Origin of the sequence: Pseudoalteromonas sp. HL-AS2, assembly GCF_031198805.1 — a bacterium.
In the GTDB taxonomy this organism is placed as follows: domain Bacteria; phylum Pseudomonadota; class Gammaproteobacteria; order Enterobacterales; family Alteromonadaceae; genus Pseudoalteromonas; species Pseudoalteromonas nigrifaciens.
In genome coordinates, this window is the sequence record NZ_CP133571.1 from 1,745,921 (window position 1) to 1,765,351 (window position 19,431).

Consider the following 19,431-nt stretch of genomic DNA (forward strand, 5'->3'; position numbering starts at 1 on the left):
CTCGCTTTTTAATTTGTTATACAAACATATTAAACTTATTTAGGCTCGTTAGCCCACAGTTGTTCATTTTCGTGCATTTCGTATAAACCATGGGCACGATTGATCAGTAAATTGGCAAAATCAACCTTGGTTTTATCACTCGCCCCTGTTTGCATTATTTGATCAGCTTTTAACTGCCATTGCAGTGAAAAATAACGTATTGCATCGCGAGCATCTTTTGCAGCACTCACTTCAGCATGATCAGTTGGTAAACGACCGGTAATTACCCAATAGTTTTTACCGTTTTGCGCCTTAAATTTCCATAGAGCACAAAATGGGGCTAAAAAACGACTGTCTTTTTCAATCAACGTTTTAGGCATAATGCCTTTTTCAGCTAAATGCTTTTGTGCGTTTTGAAAGCATTCACGCTGCCATAATATATTTTGCTGCTCTACTTGAGCTTGTTCTTGTGCTGTTAACGGTTTTTTTTCTTGTTGTGTCATTATTAATAACCTTTTACTTCTTTTTTAACACTTTAAGGGCTTAACAAATAAGGTGCAAGTACAAAAATAGTATTTTTTAGCCTCAAACCCGCTGTTTGCCTGGTTTTTAGCCAAATTTATAAGCTTTACTTAACTATTTTAATATTATGATCGAATGAGCCCACATCCCCCGGAAATACCACCGGCGACTCAATCCCTTCTTTATTAATGGCTGCAACACCAAAATAGTAATTATCAATTACTACATTGTTAAGTGTAGCTTGAGTAACCTTACCCACGGTTTTACTAAACTGCCATTGTGGCTCGCTGGTATAACGCCAATAAATACGATAACCGGTTATATTATTGTCTTTAGATGCCTGCCACGACAAACGCGTATTAGCCGTTACCGCACCCGCGATTTTCACGTCTTTAGGAGGGGCTGGTGCCCACGCCATCGACGCTAAACTTACAGCATTAAGTGCGGTTAATTTGGCCGCATAGTCAAAATCAACGCCTTTGATCGTATCGCCATATTCAATGCCGTTTTCAATGCGTAAGTCTTGATGCTGGCGATCGTAATGCTCGTTTGTTTCCATAATGCGCACTGCAGCAAAGCCCGCGTCATTAAAAGGTCTATGGTGCCCACCTCTACCAAATCGGTCTAACCGATAAACTAACATAGTATTTAAATTAGCAATGTATCTGTCGGCAATGGTATCTATGTAACGCGCCAAGTTACGACTAGCTGAGTCAACCTCGCCCCCCGTAAAGCGCCGCGTTCGTGCTTGCTCTTTAGTTTCTATTACGCGCGTACCTTCAGAAAATATCCGCGCTGTGGTGTTATCGGTTACGCCATTAACCCCGGTAATATTGCCTATCATGTCGTTGTTTAGTACTGCGTGTACTTGCCAGTCGTGTTTTTGCGCATAAGCGGTTAAAATTTTACCACCAAATAAACCCTGCTCCTCGCCCGACAGCGCCGCGTACACCACAGAGCCATTAAATTTATGTTTACTCAATACACGCGCCGCCTCTATTACGCCCGCCACACCAGAGGCGTTATCGTTAGCCCCCGGCGAGTCGCTAGTAAAATCCATCACATCGCTTACGCGTGAGTCTATATCGCCCGACATTATTACCATACGGTTAGGCTCGCTTATACCGCGCTGAATAGCGACAATATTAACCACTTCGGTTGCATCAGGAATTCGTTTTTCGCCCGATATAGTGTCTTTTACTTCAATAATCTCTAGGCATCCGCCGCATTGTGCTGATATTTTTTCGAACTCTTGTTTTATCCAGCGCCTTGCTGCACCAATGCCACGGGTTTCCGATTTAGTGTCTGATAATGTATGGCGCGTACCAAAATCCACCAGCGTTTGAATATCGCCACCAATACGCTGCGCTGAAATATCACCGGCTATAGCATGCAATTTTTGTTGATCAGTGTATTTAATCTCGCCCGCTGCCAATGCTTGCGAAGTTAAACCCACAAAACAAGCAGCTGTAAGGGTACTCACGCTAAGTAATTTTGTTGTTATTTTAAAAGGTGTTTTAAGCATTTATAGCTCCTTATTTTTATTATAATCACCATTACGCAAGTAAGCTTATTGCGCAATACTTTTGCGGTAGGCACCACAAAAAAGTAAGCTAGAGTACAGGTTAAAGGTTTAATTAAGCCAAATAATTAGCAACTACAATATTTAGTAATATAGTTATTTTATTTATGTCACACTAGCTTCTTTATGTATTAAAAACTTTATGCGCCAATTAAAAAACGATACCAAGCTTAGTAATCAAATCTATCATGCCGACAGTAAGTTTGGTCCGGTACGCGTTTATCAAAATAAAGATTATAGATGGCTCACTTTTAATAACGATCCGCTGCTAGGCGTTACTCTTCAAGGAGTAATGAGCAAAGCCCGGCCTGAACTATTATGTGTACCAATATATCAAAGCATGTTGTTATTTTTATTAGCCCCGGTTAGTGAGCTACGTATTTTAAATTTGGGCTTAGGCACTGCAGCAATAGAGCGCGCACTTAAACACATTGAATCTAGCCGCCGTAATTTAATTGATACGTTTGAAAGTGTAGAAATAAACCCTGATGTTATAAGTATCGCTAAGCAATTTTTTAAATTACCCATTGATCATACTGTGCACCAGCAATGTGCTCAGCAATTTATTAGTCAATGCACTCAACAATACGACCTAATTTACATAGATATATTTAGTGGCGAGCACCACCAAACGTTTATTCAAAGCGAGTCGTTTTGGCACGCCATTAACCACTGCATTAATAAAAGCGGCCAGGCAATCATTAACCTAAATCCTAAAACAGGGCAAGAATTACAAACTACTTTAGTACTGTTACGCCATTACTTTAACTGTATTGCACTTATAGAGTTTTTTGAATACAAAAACATTGTTCTTATACTAAGTAACCTGTCGTTAAAGCATATAACGGTAGAGGCAATACAAGCCTCAACAGTAATGCAAAGCATAGCGCCAAACTTGCATAGCAATATAAATACTATTTACCATATAGAAGCAAAATAAAACTTAATGGGGCTGTTCAATAACGGCTGATAATAGCAATCTTAGTATTGTTTTAATGCTTACTAATATTAATTATACCTTAGAGTATGAGTAATTAAGCCTCTACTAAGCTGCATTTAAAAACACAAAAATGCTATGATAGCTGCAATTACTTGCCATTTAAGCTATTAAAATGTATCGATTATTTGAGCGCATTACTAAGCCGTTCCCACAAGATAAACCAACGCAGCCACCTAACACGCTGCTTGCGTTTTGTCTTCATTACACCAAAGGCATGGGGCTGTCGCTAGCACTACTCTCGTTAAGTGCCGCCTTGCTCGCTATTTTAGAAGTATCGCTATTTAGCTATATGGGGCAACTAGTTGATTGGCTGGCAATTTATACACCACAAACACTCTTTGTAGAGCAGCAGTCCGAGCTGACAAAAATGGCCCTTATGCTCCTTGTGGTGCTGCCTGTAGTGGTGTTTTTTCATTCTGCAATTTTGCACCAGGCATTACTGGGCAATTACCCCATGTCGATTCGCTGGTTAGCACATAGATATTTATTGCGCCAAAGTGTTAGTTTTTATCAAAATGAATTTGCCGGACGCATCGCCACCAAGGTATTACAAACCTCTCTGGCTGTGCGCGAAGCTGTAACAAAACTACTCGATGTATTAATGTACATAATCGTTTATTTTGGCTCTATGTTGTTTTTAGTAGCCGAGGCCGATTGGCGCTTAATGTTACCCTTACTTGTTTGGCTTGTTTTGTATATTTGCATTCAACTTTACTTTGTACCGCGTCTTAAAAAAGTGGCTACCTCACAAGCCGATGCCCGCTCAGAAATGACCGGCCGCATTGTCGACAGCTACACTAATATTGCTACCATTAAACTATTTTCGTACACCCAACGCGAAGAAGAATACGCAAAACAAAGTATGGATGTTTTTTTACAGCCGGTGTACAAGCAAATGCGTTTAGTTACCAGCCTCAACTTTGTTATTCAAACTTTAAATTACTTATTAGTGTTTTCGGTTACTGCGGTATCACTTTACTTGTGGTCGCTAAGTGCCATTAGCGCAGGAGCAATTGCCGTTGCGGTAAGTTTAGCCCTTAGATTAAACGGTATGGCGCAGTGGATCATGTGGGAAATAAGCAGCTTATTTGAAAATATTGGCACCGTAGCCGATGGCATGCAAACCCTCTCTAACCCAATTGCAGTAGCCGATAAACCCAATGCCAGCACTCTTAACGTTAGCCAAGGTGCAATTGAATTTAACAATGTGCACTTTAACTACGGCAAAGCAGCGAGTGAAACGCTGCGTGGCCCAGTTATTAACGGTTTAAACTTAAATATTAAAGCCGGTGAAAAAATTGGCTTAGTGGGTCGCTCTGGCGCGGGTAAATCAACGCTAGTTAATTTATTACTACGCTTTTACGACACCGACTCTGGCAGTATAAAAATTGACGGCCAAAACATTACCGATGTGAGCCAAGAAAGCTTACGCCGTTACATTGCCATGGTAACTCAAGACACTTCCCTGCTGCACCGCTCAGTAAAAGACAACATTTTATACGGCAGACCAGATGCCACTGAAGCCGAAATGATCGATGCCACCAAGCAAGCTAAAGCGCTAGAGTTTGTAACCGACTTAGTTGATAGCAAAGGTAATAAAGGCTTTGACGCGCAAGTAGGCGAACGTGGCGTTACCTTATCGGGTGGGCAGCGCCAACGTATTGCTATTGCGCGCGTACTGCTTAAAAACGCCCCTATTCTCATACTCGACGAAGCCACCAGCGCGCTTGATTCAGAAGTAGAAGCCGCTATTCAAGCAAGTCTTGATGATTTAATGACAGATAAAACAGTAATTGCTATTGCTCACAGGCTATCAACCATAGCGCAAATGGACAGGCTTATCGTACTTGATAACGGCGGTGTTGTTGAGCAAGGCACACATGATGAGTTAATAGCTAAGAATGGGATTTACGCTGCACTTTGGGCACATCAAACAGGTGGGTTTATTGGCGTTGAATAGTTTTTTTAAGTATTAACAACAAACTTAAAATATTAAACCATAACGAAAAATGCGTTATGGTTTAATATTGTTTTATTACGTGCTAGCTCGCTTTACTTTTTTCTATGGTGTGAGTAGCCGATAATTCTAAAAAGTATTCTAATGAATCATCAAGTACATCTAACCACGGCACAGGAAGCTCAGGTGCCAAGGTATTTGTTAAAGTAGAGCGATACGCTTTTTCCCTAAAACACATAATGTCTTGTTGTTTATCTTTTTGCCATTCTTTGAGAATATCTGCCTGTTTTTCAACTGCAAATTCAGGGTAATCTGTGGCATTAGTTAAATCACGAATATACGCTGCTTGATAATCAATAGAGCCTTCAACATTCGTTACTTCATCGTACTTAGCTAACCAATTTTTTTCATCTTCTTGTCGTGCTGCTAATGCTGGTATTTTTATTCTGTCTAAAATTTCGTCGCGTACATACCATGCTTGCGCATCAAACATATTAAAAGTGAAGTACTGATCTTGCATGCCTAAATAAACTAACTTAGGGTTTGGCTGCCAAAAAACACCCTTATACAAGTTTGCCGGATACAAACAGTTATGTGTTTGTAAACGTAGTTCGTCAGGTAAAAATGGAAAATGAAATAAATACCCAGTACACATAATCACAGCATCAAAGCGCTTACTAGTGCCATCTATAAAATGCGCAACGTCCCCTTCAAAGTGGGTCACAAGTGGCATTTCTGCAATGCCGTCTGGCCAATTATAGCCAAGTGCTTTAGTACGGTAGCTTATAGTTACCGATTTAGCGCCATACTTATAACACTGCGTACCTATATCTTCGGCAGAATAGCTACTGCCTATAAGTAAAACTTCTGAATCTTTAAATTCTAGCGCATCTCTAAAGTCATGAGCATGTAATACTCGACCAGAATACTCTTCTAGCCCTTCAAAATAAGGCATGTTTGGTGTAGAGAAATGACCTGTAGCAACAATAACATAATCAAACTCATTCACTTCCTGCTCGCCGGTTTTATGGTTCATAACCGTTACAGTAAACATTTGTGTTTCGTCGTCAAATGTAACCCAACGAACCGGGCACTCAAAGCGAATGTATTTACGAATATCTTGCTTGTTAATACGCCCCATTATGTAGTCTTTAAGCACTTCACGAGGGGGATACGAAGGAATAGGTCTACCAAAATGTTCTTCAAAAGAATAATCAGCAAATTCTAAGCATTCTTTTGGTCCGTTAGACCAAAGATAACGATACATACTGCCATGTACCGGCTCACCATTTCTGTCTAGCCCAGTGCGCCATGTATAGTTCCACATGCCACCAATATCATTTTGTTTTTCGTAACAAACAACTTCCGGTAAATTCTCAATACCGGCTAAACGAGCTGCTTCAAATGCACGTAATTGTGCCAAACCGCTTGGACCTGCGCCCAAAATAGCAATTTTTTTCATTATAAAAGTCGACTCCTAATAGCTAATACGAGCCTTACTATAACATTTTTTCATGCAAATTATTTGCCACAATAAAAATAAATCCTTTTTTATAACATTTACCTTTAAAAAAACATAAAATAAATCAATATTTTATTAACCAGCCGTCTATTATCACCACAACTTATTTGGCTTAAAAAATTTAATCAGTAAGCACTCAGCCATTAGTTTATAACGGCTTAAATTTAAGTAATAAAAAAGCGAAGATGCTGTTTATGCTCCTTCGCTTTTACTACCATTAAATACTTAAATTAAAGCTTTATAGTATTGTTACTGTGATAAAAAATAGCTTATAGCGTTTGCTAGTATCTTTAAAATAATGATGCATTAAGCCATAAGTGCAGTATTATGCTGGCCCCGTAACCTAACGCAATCACAGGCGTCCACTTTAGGTGACCAAAAAAAGTATAGTAGCCGCGTGCTTGCCCCATTAATGCCACTCCCGCAGCCGAGCCAATCGAGAGTAAACTACCGCCTACCCCCGCAGTTAATGTGATCAGCAACCATTGCCCATGCGACATTTCAGGATCCATAGATAATACCGCAAACATAACCGGTATATTATCGATCACTGCAGAAATCACCCCAAGAAAAACATTTGCCGTTGTAGTAGACCAATTGCCGTATAGCATCTCAGACATAAAGTTTAAATAACCTAAAAACCCTAAGCCACCCACGCACATAACAATACCGTAAAAAAATAATAACGTGTCCCACTCTGCCCGTTGCACTCTACTAAATACGTCAAATGGTACAACACTGCCTAGTTTAGCTAATCGTTCTTGATCGCCCAACTGCTCTGCATGGGCTCTTTTACGTGCCAGTGATCCTGGTAAAGTCATTCTTAAAAAATAACCAAAAAACTGTAAATAGCCTAGCCCCATCATCATACCTAATACTGGTGGCAGGTTTAAAAAGCTATGGCAAGCAACGGCAGTGGCTATGGTAAGTAAAAACAACACTAATATTCGCACTGCGCCGCGTTTTAGCTCAACCGCTTCGTATTGTGCGGTTGGGTGCTTATCGGCAACATAAAAGCTCATAATGGCTGCGGGCACTAAGTAATTAACTAAAGCAGGTAAAAACAGCACTAAAAACTCGTTAAAATGCACCAATCCAGCTTGCCACACCATTAGCGTGGTTATGTCGCCAAAGGGGCTAAATGCGCCGCCCGCATTAGCCGCAATAACAATATTAATACAGCTGATGTTTATAAATGGCTTATCACCTTCGGCAACTTTCATTACCACTGCACACATTAATAACGCGGTGGTAAGGTTGTCGGCAATCGGGGAGATAAAAAATGCTAAAAAACCGGTTATCCAAAATAAATTTTTATAGTTAAAGCCTTTACGGATCATCCAAGCGCGCAATGCATCAAATACTCCTCTTTCTTCTAGCGCATTTATGTAGGTCATAGCGACTAGTAAAAAGAGCATAAGCTCGGCAAACTCAAGTAAATTATGCCTAAATGCAGTTTCGGTAAGTTCAGTAATATCATGGCTAACGTAATAGGCACCTATTAATATCCAAATTAATCCTGCTGCAACTAATACTGGTTTCGACTTTCTTAAATGTAGCTTTTCCTCGAGCATAACCACGGTATAAGCAATTAAAAATATACCAATACATAACCAACCAATACTCGATGATGTTAAATCTAACTGCCCTTGCGCAGCCCAAACTGGCGAGCAAAAAAACAACATAGCAATACATACTATGTTGAACCCCCGTAACAAACTCTTCATTTTACATTTCCTGTTTTAATTACATAAATCAGCTGGCTTTAATTACAATAAAGCAATTTATCTGCTTTATTGATACGCATTTTGGTGAGTATTTATTGGTTATTATTTTTTCACCACAATAAAATAGCACAGCATTACCAAGTGGCTATTGTACTGAGGTCTATATATGCATAGATGGTTGCTATATTGTAAATAGAGTGTGTGAATGGTGGTTGTGCAAGCTTTAATATTTACAGGTTAATCATTTAAAATTCAATTGGTTACATTATTTTTATTTAGTGCTGCGAAAGTAGTTTACAAAAAAAGCGAAGTTGCTATGTAAGCAACTTCGCTCTTGGTTAATTGTTGTTTGTTATTTAATTTGTATTAGGCAATTAACCTTAAGCCTACCATTACTAGCATCACAACATTGGCAAGTACGCCAATTAAAAAGAAGTAGCTACGTGGGCTAGGATTTTTATTAGTAGCAATTGCGTAGTACAGCACCATATGAATTAATCGCGCAATAACGTATATCCATACACATAGTGCAAATATTGGGCTTTGATAATTTATTACAAAAGCAAACAACACTGTTCCTATAAATAACGCACTATTTTCAAGGGTATTGTGAAAAGTACGGTGTGCTCTAAATATAAAACTATCATGCGATAAGTCGTCACTTATTTTACCCGGCACTGCATTAGGCTGTTTTGCTTTGCTAAAAGTTGCTACCGCCCACTGTACAAGCAACATAATTAAATACAGGTAAAACGCCAAATACGCCGAAAGTGCAATATTAGTCATAGTTAATTTCCTTGTTTTTATTAAAGATTATCAATTTTTAGATGTTTAACATTAATAACAGGCAAGTTTTAGGCCGAGTTTAATTATTTGATAGTTATACAAATAATTAAAGCTATCGTTTAAACTCAGTAATTTATTCCGACGTTTTTACATAAAAGCACTTAATACTTAAATTAAAAACCGTAAAAGTAATATTGTTAAACAAATATTCTTAGCAATATCAATCATTAAAATTATAGCCTACGACCTCAAAGTTAAACTAACTATAACCACCCCATGGTCGGTACTTAAATCGTCTCGCTCAAATACTGGGTTAATTAAATGCCGATCGTAAGTGTTATAGTCACTTACTTCAAAAAAGCTATCATGGTAGCTGGCATCAAATTCACTAGACAATAAAATGTAGTCAAGCACTGAACTGCTCGCGCCATAATAATGGGTTGGCGTGCGTGGAGTTGCTGGCTTAGCCACATTATTTGTATCACCTTGCTCAATTACAACACTCGCTATATCACCATCAACACGCAAGTCGTCTGTTGGTGCTTGTGGCTCAGCACTTGCCAATTGCGACTTTGTAAATAAGTCCCATGCATCATTTAAACAATATTTAGCAAGGTAAGTTTTAGCGTCAAAAGCAGGTGCAAAACGCAGTGTATTAGTAAGCATGTGGCTTAACACACCATCGGCTATGCTGTTATTAAAGTCGCCCATTAAAATCATAGGCTGCTGCGTAGCTTCGCGGCGCGCAATCATTTGTATCATTAATAATGTGGCTTCGCTGCCGCGTTGAATAGTTGATCCCCAGCCACCCGCTACATTCGCTTTTAAAATCTCAATTATGTTCTTTTCGGGCGAAAGTGCTTTATTGTGCTCATCAACCTCAATCATTGGGCGTTTAGATTTAAAATGCACCACATAACAATCTGTATTACCTATGTGCGGCAAAGTTACTGTGGCTCTTAATACCTTGCGGCTAAATGTAAAATCAGCACTAAGCCCAAGGGTAGCTACAAGTTCATTATCGTGCTGCACCGCAGCCACTTCAACAATAGGATATTTTGCGGCAATTGCCACTACGGGGCGTTTATAAATAAAGTCGTCAATCACCTCGGGCGTATCTACCACTGCAAAGTGCTCATAACCTTGCCCACGTACTAATTCTTGTAACGACTCAATACTAAACACTTCCTGAAAACCAATCACATCAGGTGCGTGCTCTGTTAAATAATCAATAACCCACTGCTGCTTTTTAGCCCACTGTTGCGCGGTATAAATTTTCTCAAACTCATAGTATGCATTGGGTGGCTCAAGGTAATTAAACAAGTTAAATGTGGCTATTTTTAGTTGAGTGTTTTTTATCAAAAGAGGTTCCACTACTGTACATTTTAAAATAACAAACATCGCTGAGTTATTAGCCCTAATGCTTGCTTAAATGAATACGTAAAAGTATGTAATAGCAGTATACCCTATTGCTTATCGTTTTTAAGGCTTTAGGGGGGTGTTCAAAACCTGTGCTATTTCAGTAAACTTGTAAAAATAAGATCATACATGGCAAATCAATTCAATTTCATACATCAAACAATAGCATTACAAATTTAGCTGCTTACGTATTCGTACGCTTTATTTTTACCCTTGAGTATCGCTACGCGCTATTAAAACCAAACCCCCCCTCATCTTTTAAAATATCTCCAAAAAGCACAGTGCCTATTTTATTACTGCTTTATTATGCTTATATGCAATGAGGTTGCAGTAACAACCTTTAAAACTACGCATTGAATAATTCTCAACTTACTATTTTAGCCCTTTATTTAGGCTATACTGCCCTTTCCATTACCTACAAACGCTATGTATTATGAACTACTCAAACTTTGGCACTAAATTTACACAACCCAACGGCATTACTCAGTTAATGGAAGACTTAGGCAGTGCTAAAAGCAGTAACAATCCTAATATTGTTATGCTGGGTGGCGGTAACCCTGCATTAGTACCACAAGTAAATGAGGTTTTTTTAAGTGAGTTACAAAAGCTCGTTGCCAGTAATAAAGTATCGCAAGTATTTGGCCTTTACGACGGCCCAACCGGTAACGACGAGTTTAGAGCTGCATTAGCAAGCCAACTAAGTAAAGAATATGCATGGGATATAAGTGCCAATAACGTAGCACTTGGTAATGGCAGCCAAGCTAACTTTTTTGTGCTGTTTAATATGTTTGCAGGCGAAATGCCTGATGGCAGCCATAAAAAGATTTTATTTCCCCTCGCGCCAGAATACGTAGGTTATGCCGACCAAGGTTTATCGGACGATATGTTTGTTGCCATAAAGCCCGATATCGAAATTTTAAATACCGGTAGCACATCTAAACAATTTAAATACGTTATTGATTTTAAAGCGGTTGAAAAAATATTAGCAAACGACAGCAGTATCAGTGCGCTGTGCGTATCGCGCCCTACCAATCCAACCGGTAATGTAATAACCGATGATGAAGTAAAACACCTTGATTTACTCGCTAAGCAATACAACATTCCACTCATTATAGATAACGCATATGGCGATCCATTCCCGGGCTGTATTTACACCGACGCAAACCTAACCTGGAACTCAAACATAATTTTATGTATGTCGCTTTCAAAGCTTGGCTTACCGGGTTTACGCAGCGGTATTGTGGTTGCAAACAATGAAATTATTAAAGCAATTGGCCGCGTAAATGGCAGCATGGTTTTATCGCCAAATAGTATAGGCCCAAGCTTAGTTACCCGTTTAATTAACGACGACGAATTACTGCCGCTGTGTCGTAATGTTGTGTTGCCTTTTTATCGTAATAAAGCACAAATAGCGATTGAACTGTTTGATGAAATATTTGCCGATATGAGCGTTTACTTGCATAAAGTTGAAGGCGCATTTTTTATGTGGCTGTGGTTTAAAGATGCAAAAATAACAAGCGAAACACTATACCAAAAGCTTAAAGAGCAAGATGTGTATGTAATTCCTGGACACAACTTTTTTATTGGCATTGACGAGAGCTGGGCGCACAAGCACGAGTGTATTCGCATTAACTATGCAACCGATGAAGCAACACTACGCAAAGGTTTACAAACCATAAAGTATTTAATGGCGTAAATTAATGCTTATGCTATCTACGCTTTGGCTATAACTTAACATCCACTATAACGGCACGCTATTGAGCAAGTGTTGCCTTTATCCCTTATTTACCTCTGTAATACTGTACTCTTTTTGTGCAAACGCGCGCTATACTCTTTAAATTTATATATAAACTGTTATTCTACGCGACCTTTTTTACACGCTATTTACTAGCGGGTAGCATAAAAGGTAGTTCAGGCTGCAAACGCTTACTAAGTGGCAGTAATAAAACGCGCGCCCATACAGGTGCACACTTTAAACACCAACATACAGGTAAATTATGCGATTAGGACCAGGACTACTAGTCACCGCAGCCTTTATAGGACCAGGCACCATAACGACTGCTAGCGTAGCAGGTGCAAACTTTGGCTTTGCACTTATCTGGACATTACTTTTTTCAGTAATAGCCACTATATTATTACAATCTATGGCTGCTCGCCTTGGCGTAGCAACAGGCAAAGATCTTGCTCAAGCACTGCGCGCGCATATTCATACCCCAGTGCTTAAAATTCTCGCTAGCTTTTTGGTAATAAGCGCCATTGGCGTGGGCAGCGCCGCCTATGAAGCGGGTAACCTTAGTGGCGCTAGCATGGGTTTAATAAAGATATTTCCGACAATAAATGCGCAAATATGGACGCCGCTCATTGCTTTTATTAGCGCATTGTTACTGTACAGCGGAAAACATAAAGTGGTAGAAAACGCGCTCATTTTATTAGTGATTTTAATGAGCTTAGTGTTTATTTCTACTTTAGTTATGGCTGCTCCGCCTATAAGCAAAGTACTAGCGGGTTTTATTCCTACTATGCCTGAGGGCTCTGTTACCACTGTACTTGCACTGATTGGCACCACCATAGTACCTTATAATTTATTTTTGCATTCAGGAGTGCTCGCAGCAAAGTACAACAATAATAGCGATAAACGTAAAATAATTAAGCAAACAAATATCGATACCAGCTTATCAATCACTTTAGGTGGAGTGATCACTTTGGCTATTTTATCTACCGCCTCGGTGGCTTTTTATGGTACCGACGCAGGTAAAGTTAGCGCAGCCAATATGGCTGTACAGCTTGAGCCATTATTAGGTGGCGCTGCCCATTACTTTTTTGCTATTGGTTTATTTGCTGCAGGTTTAACTAGTGCAATTACTGCTCCTTTAGCGGGAGCCTATGCAGTTTGCGGAATGCTTGGTTGGTCTAACAAAATGCAGAGTAGCCGTTTCAAATCGGTAGCATTAGTTATCTTATTGTTTGGCGCAGCTGTTGCCTCTTTGGGGTTAGATCCGGTTGCCGTGATCATTTTTGCCCAAGCTGCTAATGGCTTATTACTGCCTATTATTACTGTTTACTTACTCTGGTTGGTAAATCAAAAAGCGGTGATGGGCAATTACACCAATTCTGTGTTATTAAACCTTATCACTGTGCCTATATTACTGCTTATTTTTGGCTTAAGCAGCTACAAGCTGATTAGTTTGATTTTTTAATTAAACTAAAAACACCTAATTAAAAGCCACTGTTTATTAAAAACAGTGGCTTTTACCTTATTCACTATTATAAAAAAACCTTACCTGTATCCTGCAGTAATTAAAATCAGATAATATTTGTTTTTGTTAAGCGTGAAAACACATAGCCACCGGCCGCACCTGCAAGCAATTGAGCATAAAACCCCCAACCTCTTGCACCCGCTATAATATGTATATTCATAATCGATTCAATGGCAATTAACACCATAGCAAACGCCACAATGCCAGCAATAACAAATAGCTGAGTACGGTATTTTTTAACCTTTTTATTTAGCTGCACCGTAACTAAAAAAGCGATGGCAAGTGCAATGGCAATAATAGCACCATAGGTAGGTAATAAGCCCAGCCAATCATCCAGTGTTAAACTAACACGGTCGCTAAAGCTCACTACAACACCTACATTAACTAATTGATTGACAACGTATTGGCTATGAAACAAGCTAGCAAGTGTGAATGTAAATAACCAAGAAACTAAAAATGAGGGCAATATACGTGTTAAAAATGACATGGTTATCTCAACTTAAAATAAAGTTTTTTTCTTATATAAGCCATGCTAGCAAAGGCTTACCCCGTAAACAATGTATCTCTTTTTTTACTCTGCTTTCGCTTTTTGCGTTTTCTGTTAATGCAGGCGCTGCGTTACCAAAAAAGCAATACAGTACAAAAACCCTTGCTACACAATTACAGTCTCCGTGGAGCATGGTTGAACTAGCAAACGGTACATGGTTAATTACAGAGCGCGATGGCCACGTAGTTATAATTAAAAATAATGCGCAATCAAGAGTAAAACTAAACCTAGAGGGCTTATACCTTGCAGGCCAAGGTGGCTTACTCGATATAGTATTATCGCCAGATTATAGCAATTCCAAAGAAGTAATTTTTACCTACGCCCAAGGCGATGCCAACGCAAACAGGCTTGTTGTTGCCAAAGCCACCTTTAATGGTACTCGTTTTTCAAAGCCGCAAATTATTTATAAAGTAGCTACCAATAAAAACACACCACAGCATTACGCTGGGCGCGCCCTTGTCCTACCCGACAATACGTTATTAGTTTCAACGGGCGATGGCTTTGACTTTAGAGAGCAAGCACAAGTTATTACCAGCCAGCTTGGTAAAATATTACGTATAAACTTAAACGGCAGTATTCCAACAGATAACCCATTTATTAACCATACAAATCCAAATGCCCATGCTGTTTACTCACTTGGTCATCGTAACCCTCAAGGCTTAGTTTATGATTACGATACGCAGCAAATTGTAAGCCACGAACACGGCCCTGCAGGCGGTGATGAGCTAAACTACTTAACCGCAGGTAACAATTACGGCTGGCCGGTAATAACCAATGGTGACGATTATTCACAAGCACGTATTTCACCGTTTAGAGACTACCCCGGTATGGCTAAACCAAGCCTAGATTGGACGCCTTCAATTGCCCCGTCAGGCATGGCATATTACGGCTCTAAGCACGCGGCTTTCCCTTCACTACAAAACCATGTGTTAATTACGACTTTGGTTGATAAAAAGCTCTACGCTGTAAATTTAGCTAATGGTGAATTTACCCAGTCTCATATATTCCCAGAGGCCACAGGCCGATTAAGAGATGTGTTTGTAACCACTGAGGGTAATGTAGCGATATTAACCGATGGGGAAGATGCAAAGCTGATGTTAGTTAAATCAAATTAGTTCACAAGAGGGTTAGAGAGACTTCGCTTTTAGGGGGGATAGCGCCTTTTAGTAAGCCGCTTTAATAGGTTTAATAACTCTGTTGGGTGGCGCCTTCGGCTTAACCAACCTACCTTTTGACGTAAGTCGGATAAGTGGCGAAGCCACGCCATCCGACAAAAGTGATGAGTTTACTAGAAACAACCCGACTTACCGCGTTATGCAGTAACCGGAAAGTGTATTAAAGGTAATTACAGGAGCTTTACACCTAGTTTTTACCCGATTCTAATTTCTGTTTTAATAATTCAATAAGTTGAATGTTAAGCCCGGTAATTTCACCTTCTAGCACCTTCACTTTTGCCTGCGACTCTTCATCATCTTTACTGCGTAACAATGCAGTTTCCTGCAGTAGTTTTTCAAGCTTTTCTTGTATTTCAGCAATTAGTTCATCAAGGAGGTCACCTTCAGATTGTGATGCTTGATCTACATCTTCATTACCTAATAACTTGCGAAACGCCGCTTGATTTTTATCTTCCAGACTTTTTTCCGCCCCCTCTTCAGATATGTCTACTTGGACGCCTTGAGCCACTCCCTTTTGCACTGTCTCTTTTTCAGAAGCGTCATCAGCCACCACCTTTAAAATTTGTTTTTTCGGGTAAGTTTCTAAAGGTTTAGACGTTATGTTAACTGACATTTTATCCATTGTAATACCCCTTATTTAATCAATTCTTGGTGGCTATTGTTCAACTATAAATATAATGCTTTGCCAGCTGTTATTTGTTCTTGTATATAAAATTTGTGCCTGTCCTATTTTACTTTTAGACCACTGACATTTAAATAGATAAGGATTGTATTTAGGTGTTGGAAAACGAATGCACCCTACGATGAATCGACGTATTTAGCAGCATTAAAACGCAGAGGTTCACCACTTTTAAAATTTGCAATTAATAGCTAAATTTTACTAGTCGTCCACCTCAGGGCGTGTTGTTATATGCAACCTTACCGCGGCAAGTGGAATGCTTGGATAGCAATGTGAACTTCTCGATTTGAATCATCATTAATGTGAAACCGATACTGATACCAACCTTCTTCCACCTCTTTGACAAATCCCAAATGATTCGGATGTTCTGAAGTAACTTCACGAATAGTTTCGAGAACGGGGCTGAACTCCTTGTTGGATATGAACATAACCACTGCTGCCTTTGAATCCCTCCAAGTGAGATACGAAAGCAACTGAGTTATTGTTTCGAGATAGCCTTTCTTCCCATGCCAATATTTCAATTCGGCCACGAACACATTTGAGCCCTCGTGACGAAGCAAAATATCTGTTTTACCTTTCTTATTAAATGTTTCGCCCGTTGCAGAACCCTCAAAATTTGGCTCTAAAATCAGAAGCATATGATCACGAAGATGTTCCTCACCTTTTCCAGCGTATGTACTCGGCAACCGCTCAAATTGCTTGCCAACATCGTGGATAATTTTGAGAATCTGATAGTAAATTGCGTTATCAAGAGTTGGTTCCGGCTTATAGCCTTTGGCAGTAACTTCGGGCTTGGGCTTGCTTGGTATGGCTGGGGTTCGTTTAGCTGGAACTGAGAACGTAGAAGGTGTGCTGTGAGCTTTTCGAACAGGAATACCCAAAGCCGAAATCACGTCATGTTTCTTTAACAACTGTTCTTTTCGTGCATCGAATGCTTTGCTCAACAGTGACTCCAACGACCCGTTGAATCTTACTAGATCGTTCGTAAGATTCTGGTTTTGCGACGTTAACTGCGCCACAACATTATCAGCCTCGCGCTTTATCGCTTCCGCTTCTTGGTTAAAGTTAATAATTTCAAACTGAATTTCCCGACCATCAGTCTGAATACGCGGAGATGACATGCTGTATGTACTTGCACGAACCTTGAGCAACTGAGCATCCCCAGAAAACGGCAGATGGAAGGTGTACACATCTTTTGGATAGGATTTTCCATTGTCCACCCAGTATGAACTGGGATGTCGTTTGGCAGGAATCATCCGTTCTTCAACAGAAACCGATAGTTGCTCTTGATGAATTTCCAATGGCTGCATTGAAAACTCCGAACCCAAATGATCAAGGTATTCCGTCTTGTTTACATTCAGAATGTAATCGTCAGCCTGGCCCTTTATAGCTTGAAGGGCTTGTTCCTTCCTGCCTTCGATTACGCCAAATCCATCTAACTCATAAAAGGCTACAAAATAATTATGCCCGTATCGACTCATCTCAGCTCCAGTAGCTTATAACGAGCCTGTAGATTAACTCGTTTTTTATTTGTTTTTATTGATTAATAAACCATAGCTGAGTTCCTATTTTGGTTCAATCGATTACTGTATTTTATGCAGAATATAAAGTGGGAGTTTGATGTTGTTTTAATTGGCATTTTAGAAGGTATTACTGGTGTTTAAGTGGCTTTATTGAGGTTAAAAGGGCTTACCCCTCTTAATGCATCGTGTTTTGCAGCTTTTCTATATTATGAACAAGGCAATACAGTTGCCACTGCTCATTCACCTGACTCCATAACAGATAAAAAGTCGTAACATATAAAAAGGACAGCGCATAACTTTGGCAAATAACTGTAACGCGCTAAAGCACGCCCTACATATTAGCTGAACCTTTTTGCTTTTAACCTACAATAAAAAAGCCGCTGTTTATTACAAACAGCGGCTTTCTTTTTAAGCTCACAAGCCTAAAACCTGACTTAAAGTTTACGTTTTATTGCTTGCCAATCACTTCAAGGCCACCCATGTATGGGCGTAATACTTCTGGTACTACTACTGAGCCATCGGCTTGTTGGTAGTTTTCTAGTATGGCTACTAGTGTACGGCCAACGGCTAAACCTGAGCCATTTAGTGTATGTAGTAACTCTGGCTTTTTAGCCCCTTCGCGGCGAAAACGTGCTTGCATACGACGTGCCTGAAAATCTACCATATTTGAACATGATGAAATTTCGCGGTAGGTGTTTTGCGCTGGTAACCATACTTCTAAGTCGTAGGTTTTAGCTGAGCCAAAGCCCATATCACCCATACATAAAATTACTTTACGGTACGGTAGTTCAAGCTCTTGTAGTATTTGCTCCGCATGACCTGTTAACTCTTCAAGCGTTGCCATTGAGTCTTCTGGTTTTACCAGCTGTACCAGTTCTACTTTATCAAACTGGTGCTGGCGAATTAAGCCGCGAGTGTCGCGACCATAGCTGCCGGCTTCACTTCTAAAACATGGCGTGTGCGCAGTTAAACGAATTGGCAAATCGCTTTCGTCGTAAATTTCATCGCGGGCGCTGTTAGTAAGTGGTACTTCTGCTGTAGGGATTAAGCTAAAGCCTGATTGCTGTTCGCCATCGTCGTTTACAAGGCCTAGCGTGTGGAATAAATCGCCCGCAAACTTAGGTAATTGGCTAGTGCCGTATAGACTTGCGCTATTTACTAGGTACGGTACGTACATTTCTGTGTAACCGTTTTTGTCTGTGTGGGTGTCTAGCATGTATTGCGTTAATGCACGATGCATACGCGCTACTTGGCCGCGCATTACAGTAAAGCGTGCGCCACTAATTTTAACGCCCATTTCAAAGTCTAAGCCGTTTAAGTCTTGGCCTACATCAACGTGATCTTTCACGTCAAAATCAAACTTTTTAGGTGTGCCCCACGTTAGTATTTCAACGTTGTCGTCTTCGTCTTTACCTGCAGGTACTGATTCGTCTGGCAAGTTTGGAATTGCTAAGGCAATGTCGTTAATTGCGGCTAATACTACATCTTGCTGCGCTTTTGCTGCGTCTAGCTCGCTACCTAAGTTAGCAACTGCATCTAGTAGCGGTTGAGCGTCTTCGCCTTTGGCTTTAGCTTGGCCAATTGCTTTTGCGCTTGCATTACGCTGACTTTGAAGTTCTTGCGTTTTTACTTGTAATGTTTTGCGTTTTTCTTCAAGTGCCGTGACCGTCGCTACATCGAGTTCGTAACCGCGAGCCGCTAAGCGTGCTGCCGTTTGTTCGATATCTTGACGTAAAAATTTAGAATCTAACATGTT

Annotated in this window: 15 protein-coding genes; 5 read left to right on the forward strand and 10 right to left on the reverse strand. The window is 39.9% G+C overall.

What is annotated here, in order from left to right; all coding sequences use genetic code 11:
• Positions 1-35: 35 nt before the first annotated feature.
• Complete coding sequence (locus RB215_RS08235) at positions 36-482, reverse strand: DUF4826 family protein (protein WP_011328373.1); 447 nt, start codon at positions 480-482, stop codon at positions 36-38.
• A gap of 125 nt (positions 483-607) precedes the next feature.
• Complete coding sequence (locus tag RB215_RS08240; RefSeq protein WP_086998636.1) at positions 608-2,026, reverse strand: M28 family metallopeptidase; 1,419 nt, start codon at positions 2,024-2,026, stop codon at positions 608-610.
• Between the two features lie 199 nt (positions 2,027-2,225).
• Between RB215_RS08240 and RB215_RS08245 the strand changes: the two genes are divergently transcribed.
• Together RB215_RS08245 and RB215_RS08250 are read left to right on the forward strand one after the other, a co-directional pair.
• The gene (locus RB215_RS08245) at positions 2,226-3,023 is read left to right on the forward strand and encodes a hypothetical protein (protein WP_309216192.1); all 798 of its coding nucleotides are present in this window, start codon (positions 2,226-2,228) and stop codon (positions 3,021-3,023) included.
• A gap of 172 nt (positions 3,024-3,195) precedes the next feature.
• A complete protein-coding gene (locus RB215_RS08250) occupies positions 3,196-5,043 on the forward strand; it encodes an ABC transporter ATP-binding protein (RefSeq protein WP_058373524.1) in 1,848 nt (615 codons plus the stop codon).
• Positions 5,044-5,125: 82 nt separating this feature from the next.
• Here the strand turns inward: RB215_RS08250 and RB215_RS08255 are convergent, their stop codons facing one another.
• The 4 genes from RB215_RS08255 to RB215_RS08270 form a co-directional block, all read right to left on the reverse strand.
• Positions 5,126-6,502 carry an NAD(P)-binding domain-containing protein gene (locus RB215_RS08255; protein WP_011328377.1) on the reverse strand — a complete coding sequence of 459 codons (1,377 nt, stop codon included), beginning with the start codon at positions 6,500-6,502 and terminating at the stop codon, positions 5,126-5,128.
• Between the two features lie 350 nt (positions 6,503-6,852).
• Positions 6,853-8,289, reverse strand: coding sequence for a sodium:proton antiporter NhaD (gene nhaD / locus RB215_RS08260; RefSeq protein ID WP_179807000.1), 1,437 nt, complete (start codon positions 8,287-8,289; stop codon positions 6,853-6,855).
• A 366-nt stretch (positions 8,290-8,655) separates the two neighbouring features.
• Positions 8,656-9,075 (reverse strand): MAPEG family protein, encoded by a 420-nt coding sequence (locus RB215_RS08265; RefSeq protein WP_011328379.1) that lies wholly within the window; start codon positions 9,073-9,075, stop codon positions 8,656-8,658.
• A 240-nt stretch (positions 9,076-9,315) separates the two neighbouring features.
• Entirely contained in the window at positions 9,316-10,398 is a 1,083-nt protein-coding gene (locus tag RB215_RS08270) for an endonuclease/exonuclease/phosphatase family protein (RefSeq protein ID WP_086998694.1), read from the reverse strand.
• Positions 10,399-10,927: 529 nt separating this feature from the next.
• Here RB215_RS08270 and RB215_RS08275 point away from each other — a divergent pair.
• Positions 10,928-12,190 carry a valine--pyruvate transaminase gene (locus RB215_RS08275; RefSeq protein WP_309216193.1) on the forward strand — a complete coding sequence of 421 codons (1,263 nt, stop codon included), beginning with the start codon at positions 10,928-10,930 and terminating at the stop codon, positions 12,188-12,190.
• A 301-nt stretch (positions 12,191-12,491) separates the two neighbouring features.
• A complete protein-coding gene (locus RB215_RS08280; RefSeq protein ID WP_182683460.1) occupies positions 12,492-13,691 on the forward strand; it encodes an Nramp family divalent metal transporter in 1,200 nt (399 codons plus the stop codon).
• A 106-nt stretch (positions 13,692-13,797) separates the two neighbouring features.
• Here the strand turns inward: RB215_RS08280 and RB215_RS08285 are convergent, their stop codons facing one another.
• Positions 13,798-14,238, reverse strand: a complete 441-nt coding sequence (locus RB215_RS08285) for a hypothetical protein (RefSeq protein WP_011328384.1) — start codon at positions 14,236-14,238, stop codon at positions 13,798-13,800.
• Here RB215_RS08285 and RB215_RS08290 point away from each other — a divergent pair.
• Entirely contained in the window at positions 14,223-15,413 is a 1,191-nt protein-coding gene (locus tag RB215_RS08290; RefSeq protein WP_309216194.1) for a PQQ-dependent sugar dehydrogenase, read from the forward strand. The genes RB215_RS08285 and RB215_RS08290 overlap by 16 nt on opposite strands.
• Before the next feature lie 247 nt (positions 15,414-15,660).
• On the opposite strand, the gene RB215_RS08295 is transcribed toward RB215_RS08290, so the two are convergent.
• From RB215_RS08295 to serS, 3 genes are all read right to left on the reverse strand, one after another.
• Entirely contained in the window at positions 15,661-16,095 is a 435-nt protein-coding gene (locus tag RB215_RS08295) for a hypothetical protein (RefSeq protein ID WP_309216195.1), read from the reverse strand.
• Between the two features lie 296 nt (positions 16,096-16,391).
• On the reverse strand, positions 16,392-17,633 hold the full coding sequence (locus RB215_RS08305) for a hypothetical protein (protein ID WP_182683456.1): 1,242 nt from the start codon (positions 17,631-17,633) through the stop codon (positions 16,392-16,394).
• Positions 17,634-18,123: 490 nt separating this feature from the next.
• Positions 18,124-19,428 (reverse strand): serine--tRNA ligase, encoded by a 1,305-nt coding sequence (gene serS, locus RB215_RS08310; RefSeq protein WP_058373536.1) that lies wholly within the window; start codon positions 19,426-19,428, stop codon positions 18,124-18,126.
• Between the last annotated feature and the right edge of the window lie 3 nt (positions 19,429-19,431).

Excerpts from the sequence above, each read along its gene's own strand:
- RB215_RS08235 (WP_011328373.1), bottom strand. The coding sequence starts at position 482 with ATGACACAACAAGAAAAAAAACCGTTAACAGCACAAGAACAAGCTCAA.
- RB215_RS08240 (WP_086998636.1), bottom strand. The coding sequence starts at position 2,026 with ATGCTTAAAACACCTTTTAAAATAACAACAAAATTACTTAGCGTGAGT.
- RB215_RS08245 (WP_309216192.1), top strand. The coding sequence starts at position 2,226 with ATGCGCCAATTAAAAAACGATACCAAGCTTAGTAATCAAATCTATCAT.
- RB215_RS08250 (WP_058373524.1), top strand. The coding sequence starts at position 3,196 with ATGTATCGATTATTTGAGCGCATTACTAAGCCGTTCCCACAAGATAAA.
- RB215_RS08255 (WP_011328377.1), bottom strand. The coding sequence starts at position 6,502 with ATGAAAAAAATTGCTATTTTGGGCGCAGGTCCAAGCGGTTTGGCACAA.
- nhaD (WP_179807000.1), bottom strand. The coding sequence starts at position 8,289 with ATGAAGAGTTTGTTACGGGGGTTCAACATAGTATGTATTGCTATGTTG.
- RB215_RS08265 (WP_011328379.1), bottom strand. The coding sequence starts at position 9,075 with ATGACTAATATTGCACTTTCGGCGTATTTGGCGTTTTACCTGTATTTA.
- RB215_RS08275 (WP_309216193.1), top strand. The coding sequence starts at position 10,928 with ATGAACTACTCAAACTTTGGCACTAAATTTACACAACCCAACGGCATT.
- RB215_RS08280 (WP_182683460.1), top strand. The coding sequence starts at position 12,492 with ATGCGATTAGGACCAGGACTACTAGTCACCGCAGCCTTTATAGGACCA.
- RB215_RS08285 (WP_011328384.1), bottom strand. The coding sequence starts at position 14,238 with ATGTCATTTTTAACACGTATATTGCCCTCATTTTTAGTTTCTTGGTTA.
- RB215_RS08295 (WP_309216195.1), bottom strand. The coding sequence starts at position 16,095 with ATGGATAAAATGTCAGTTAACATAACGTCTAAACCTTTAGAAACTTAC.
- RB215_RS08305 (WP_182683456.1), bottom strand. The coding sequence starts at position 17,633 with ATGAGTCGATACGGGCATAATTATTTTGTAGCCTTTTATGAGTTAGAT.
- serS (WP_058373536.1), bottom strand. The coding sequence starts at position 19,428 with ATGTTAGATTCTAAATTTTTACGTCAAGATATCGAACAAACGGCAGCA.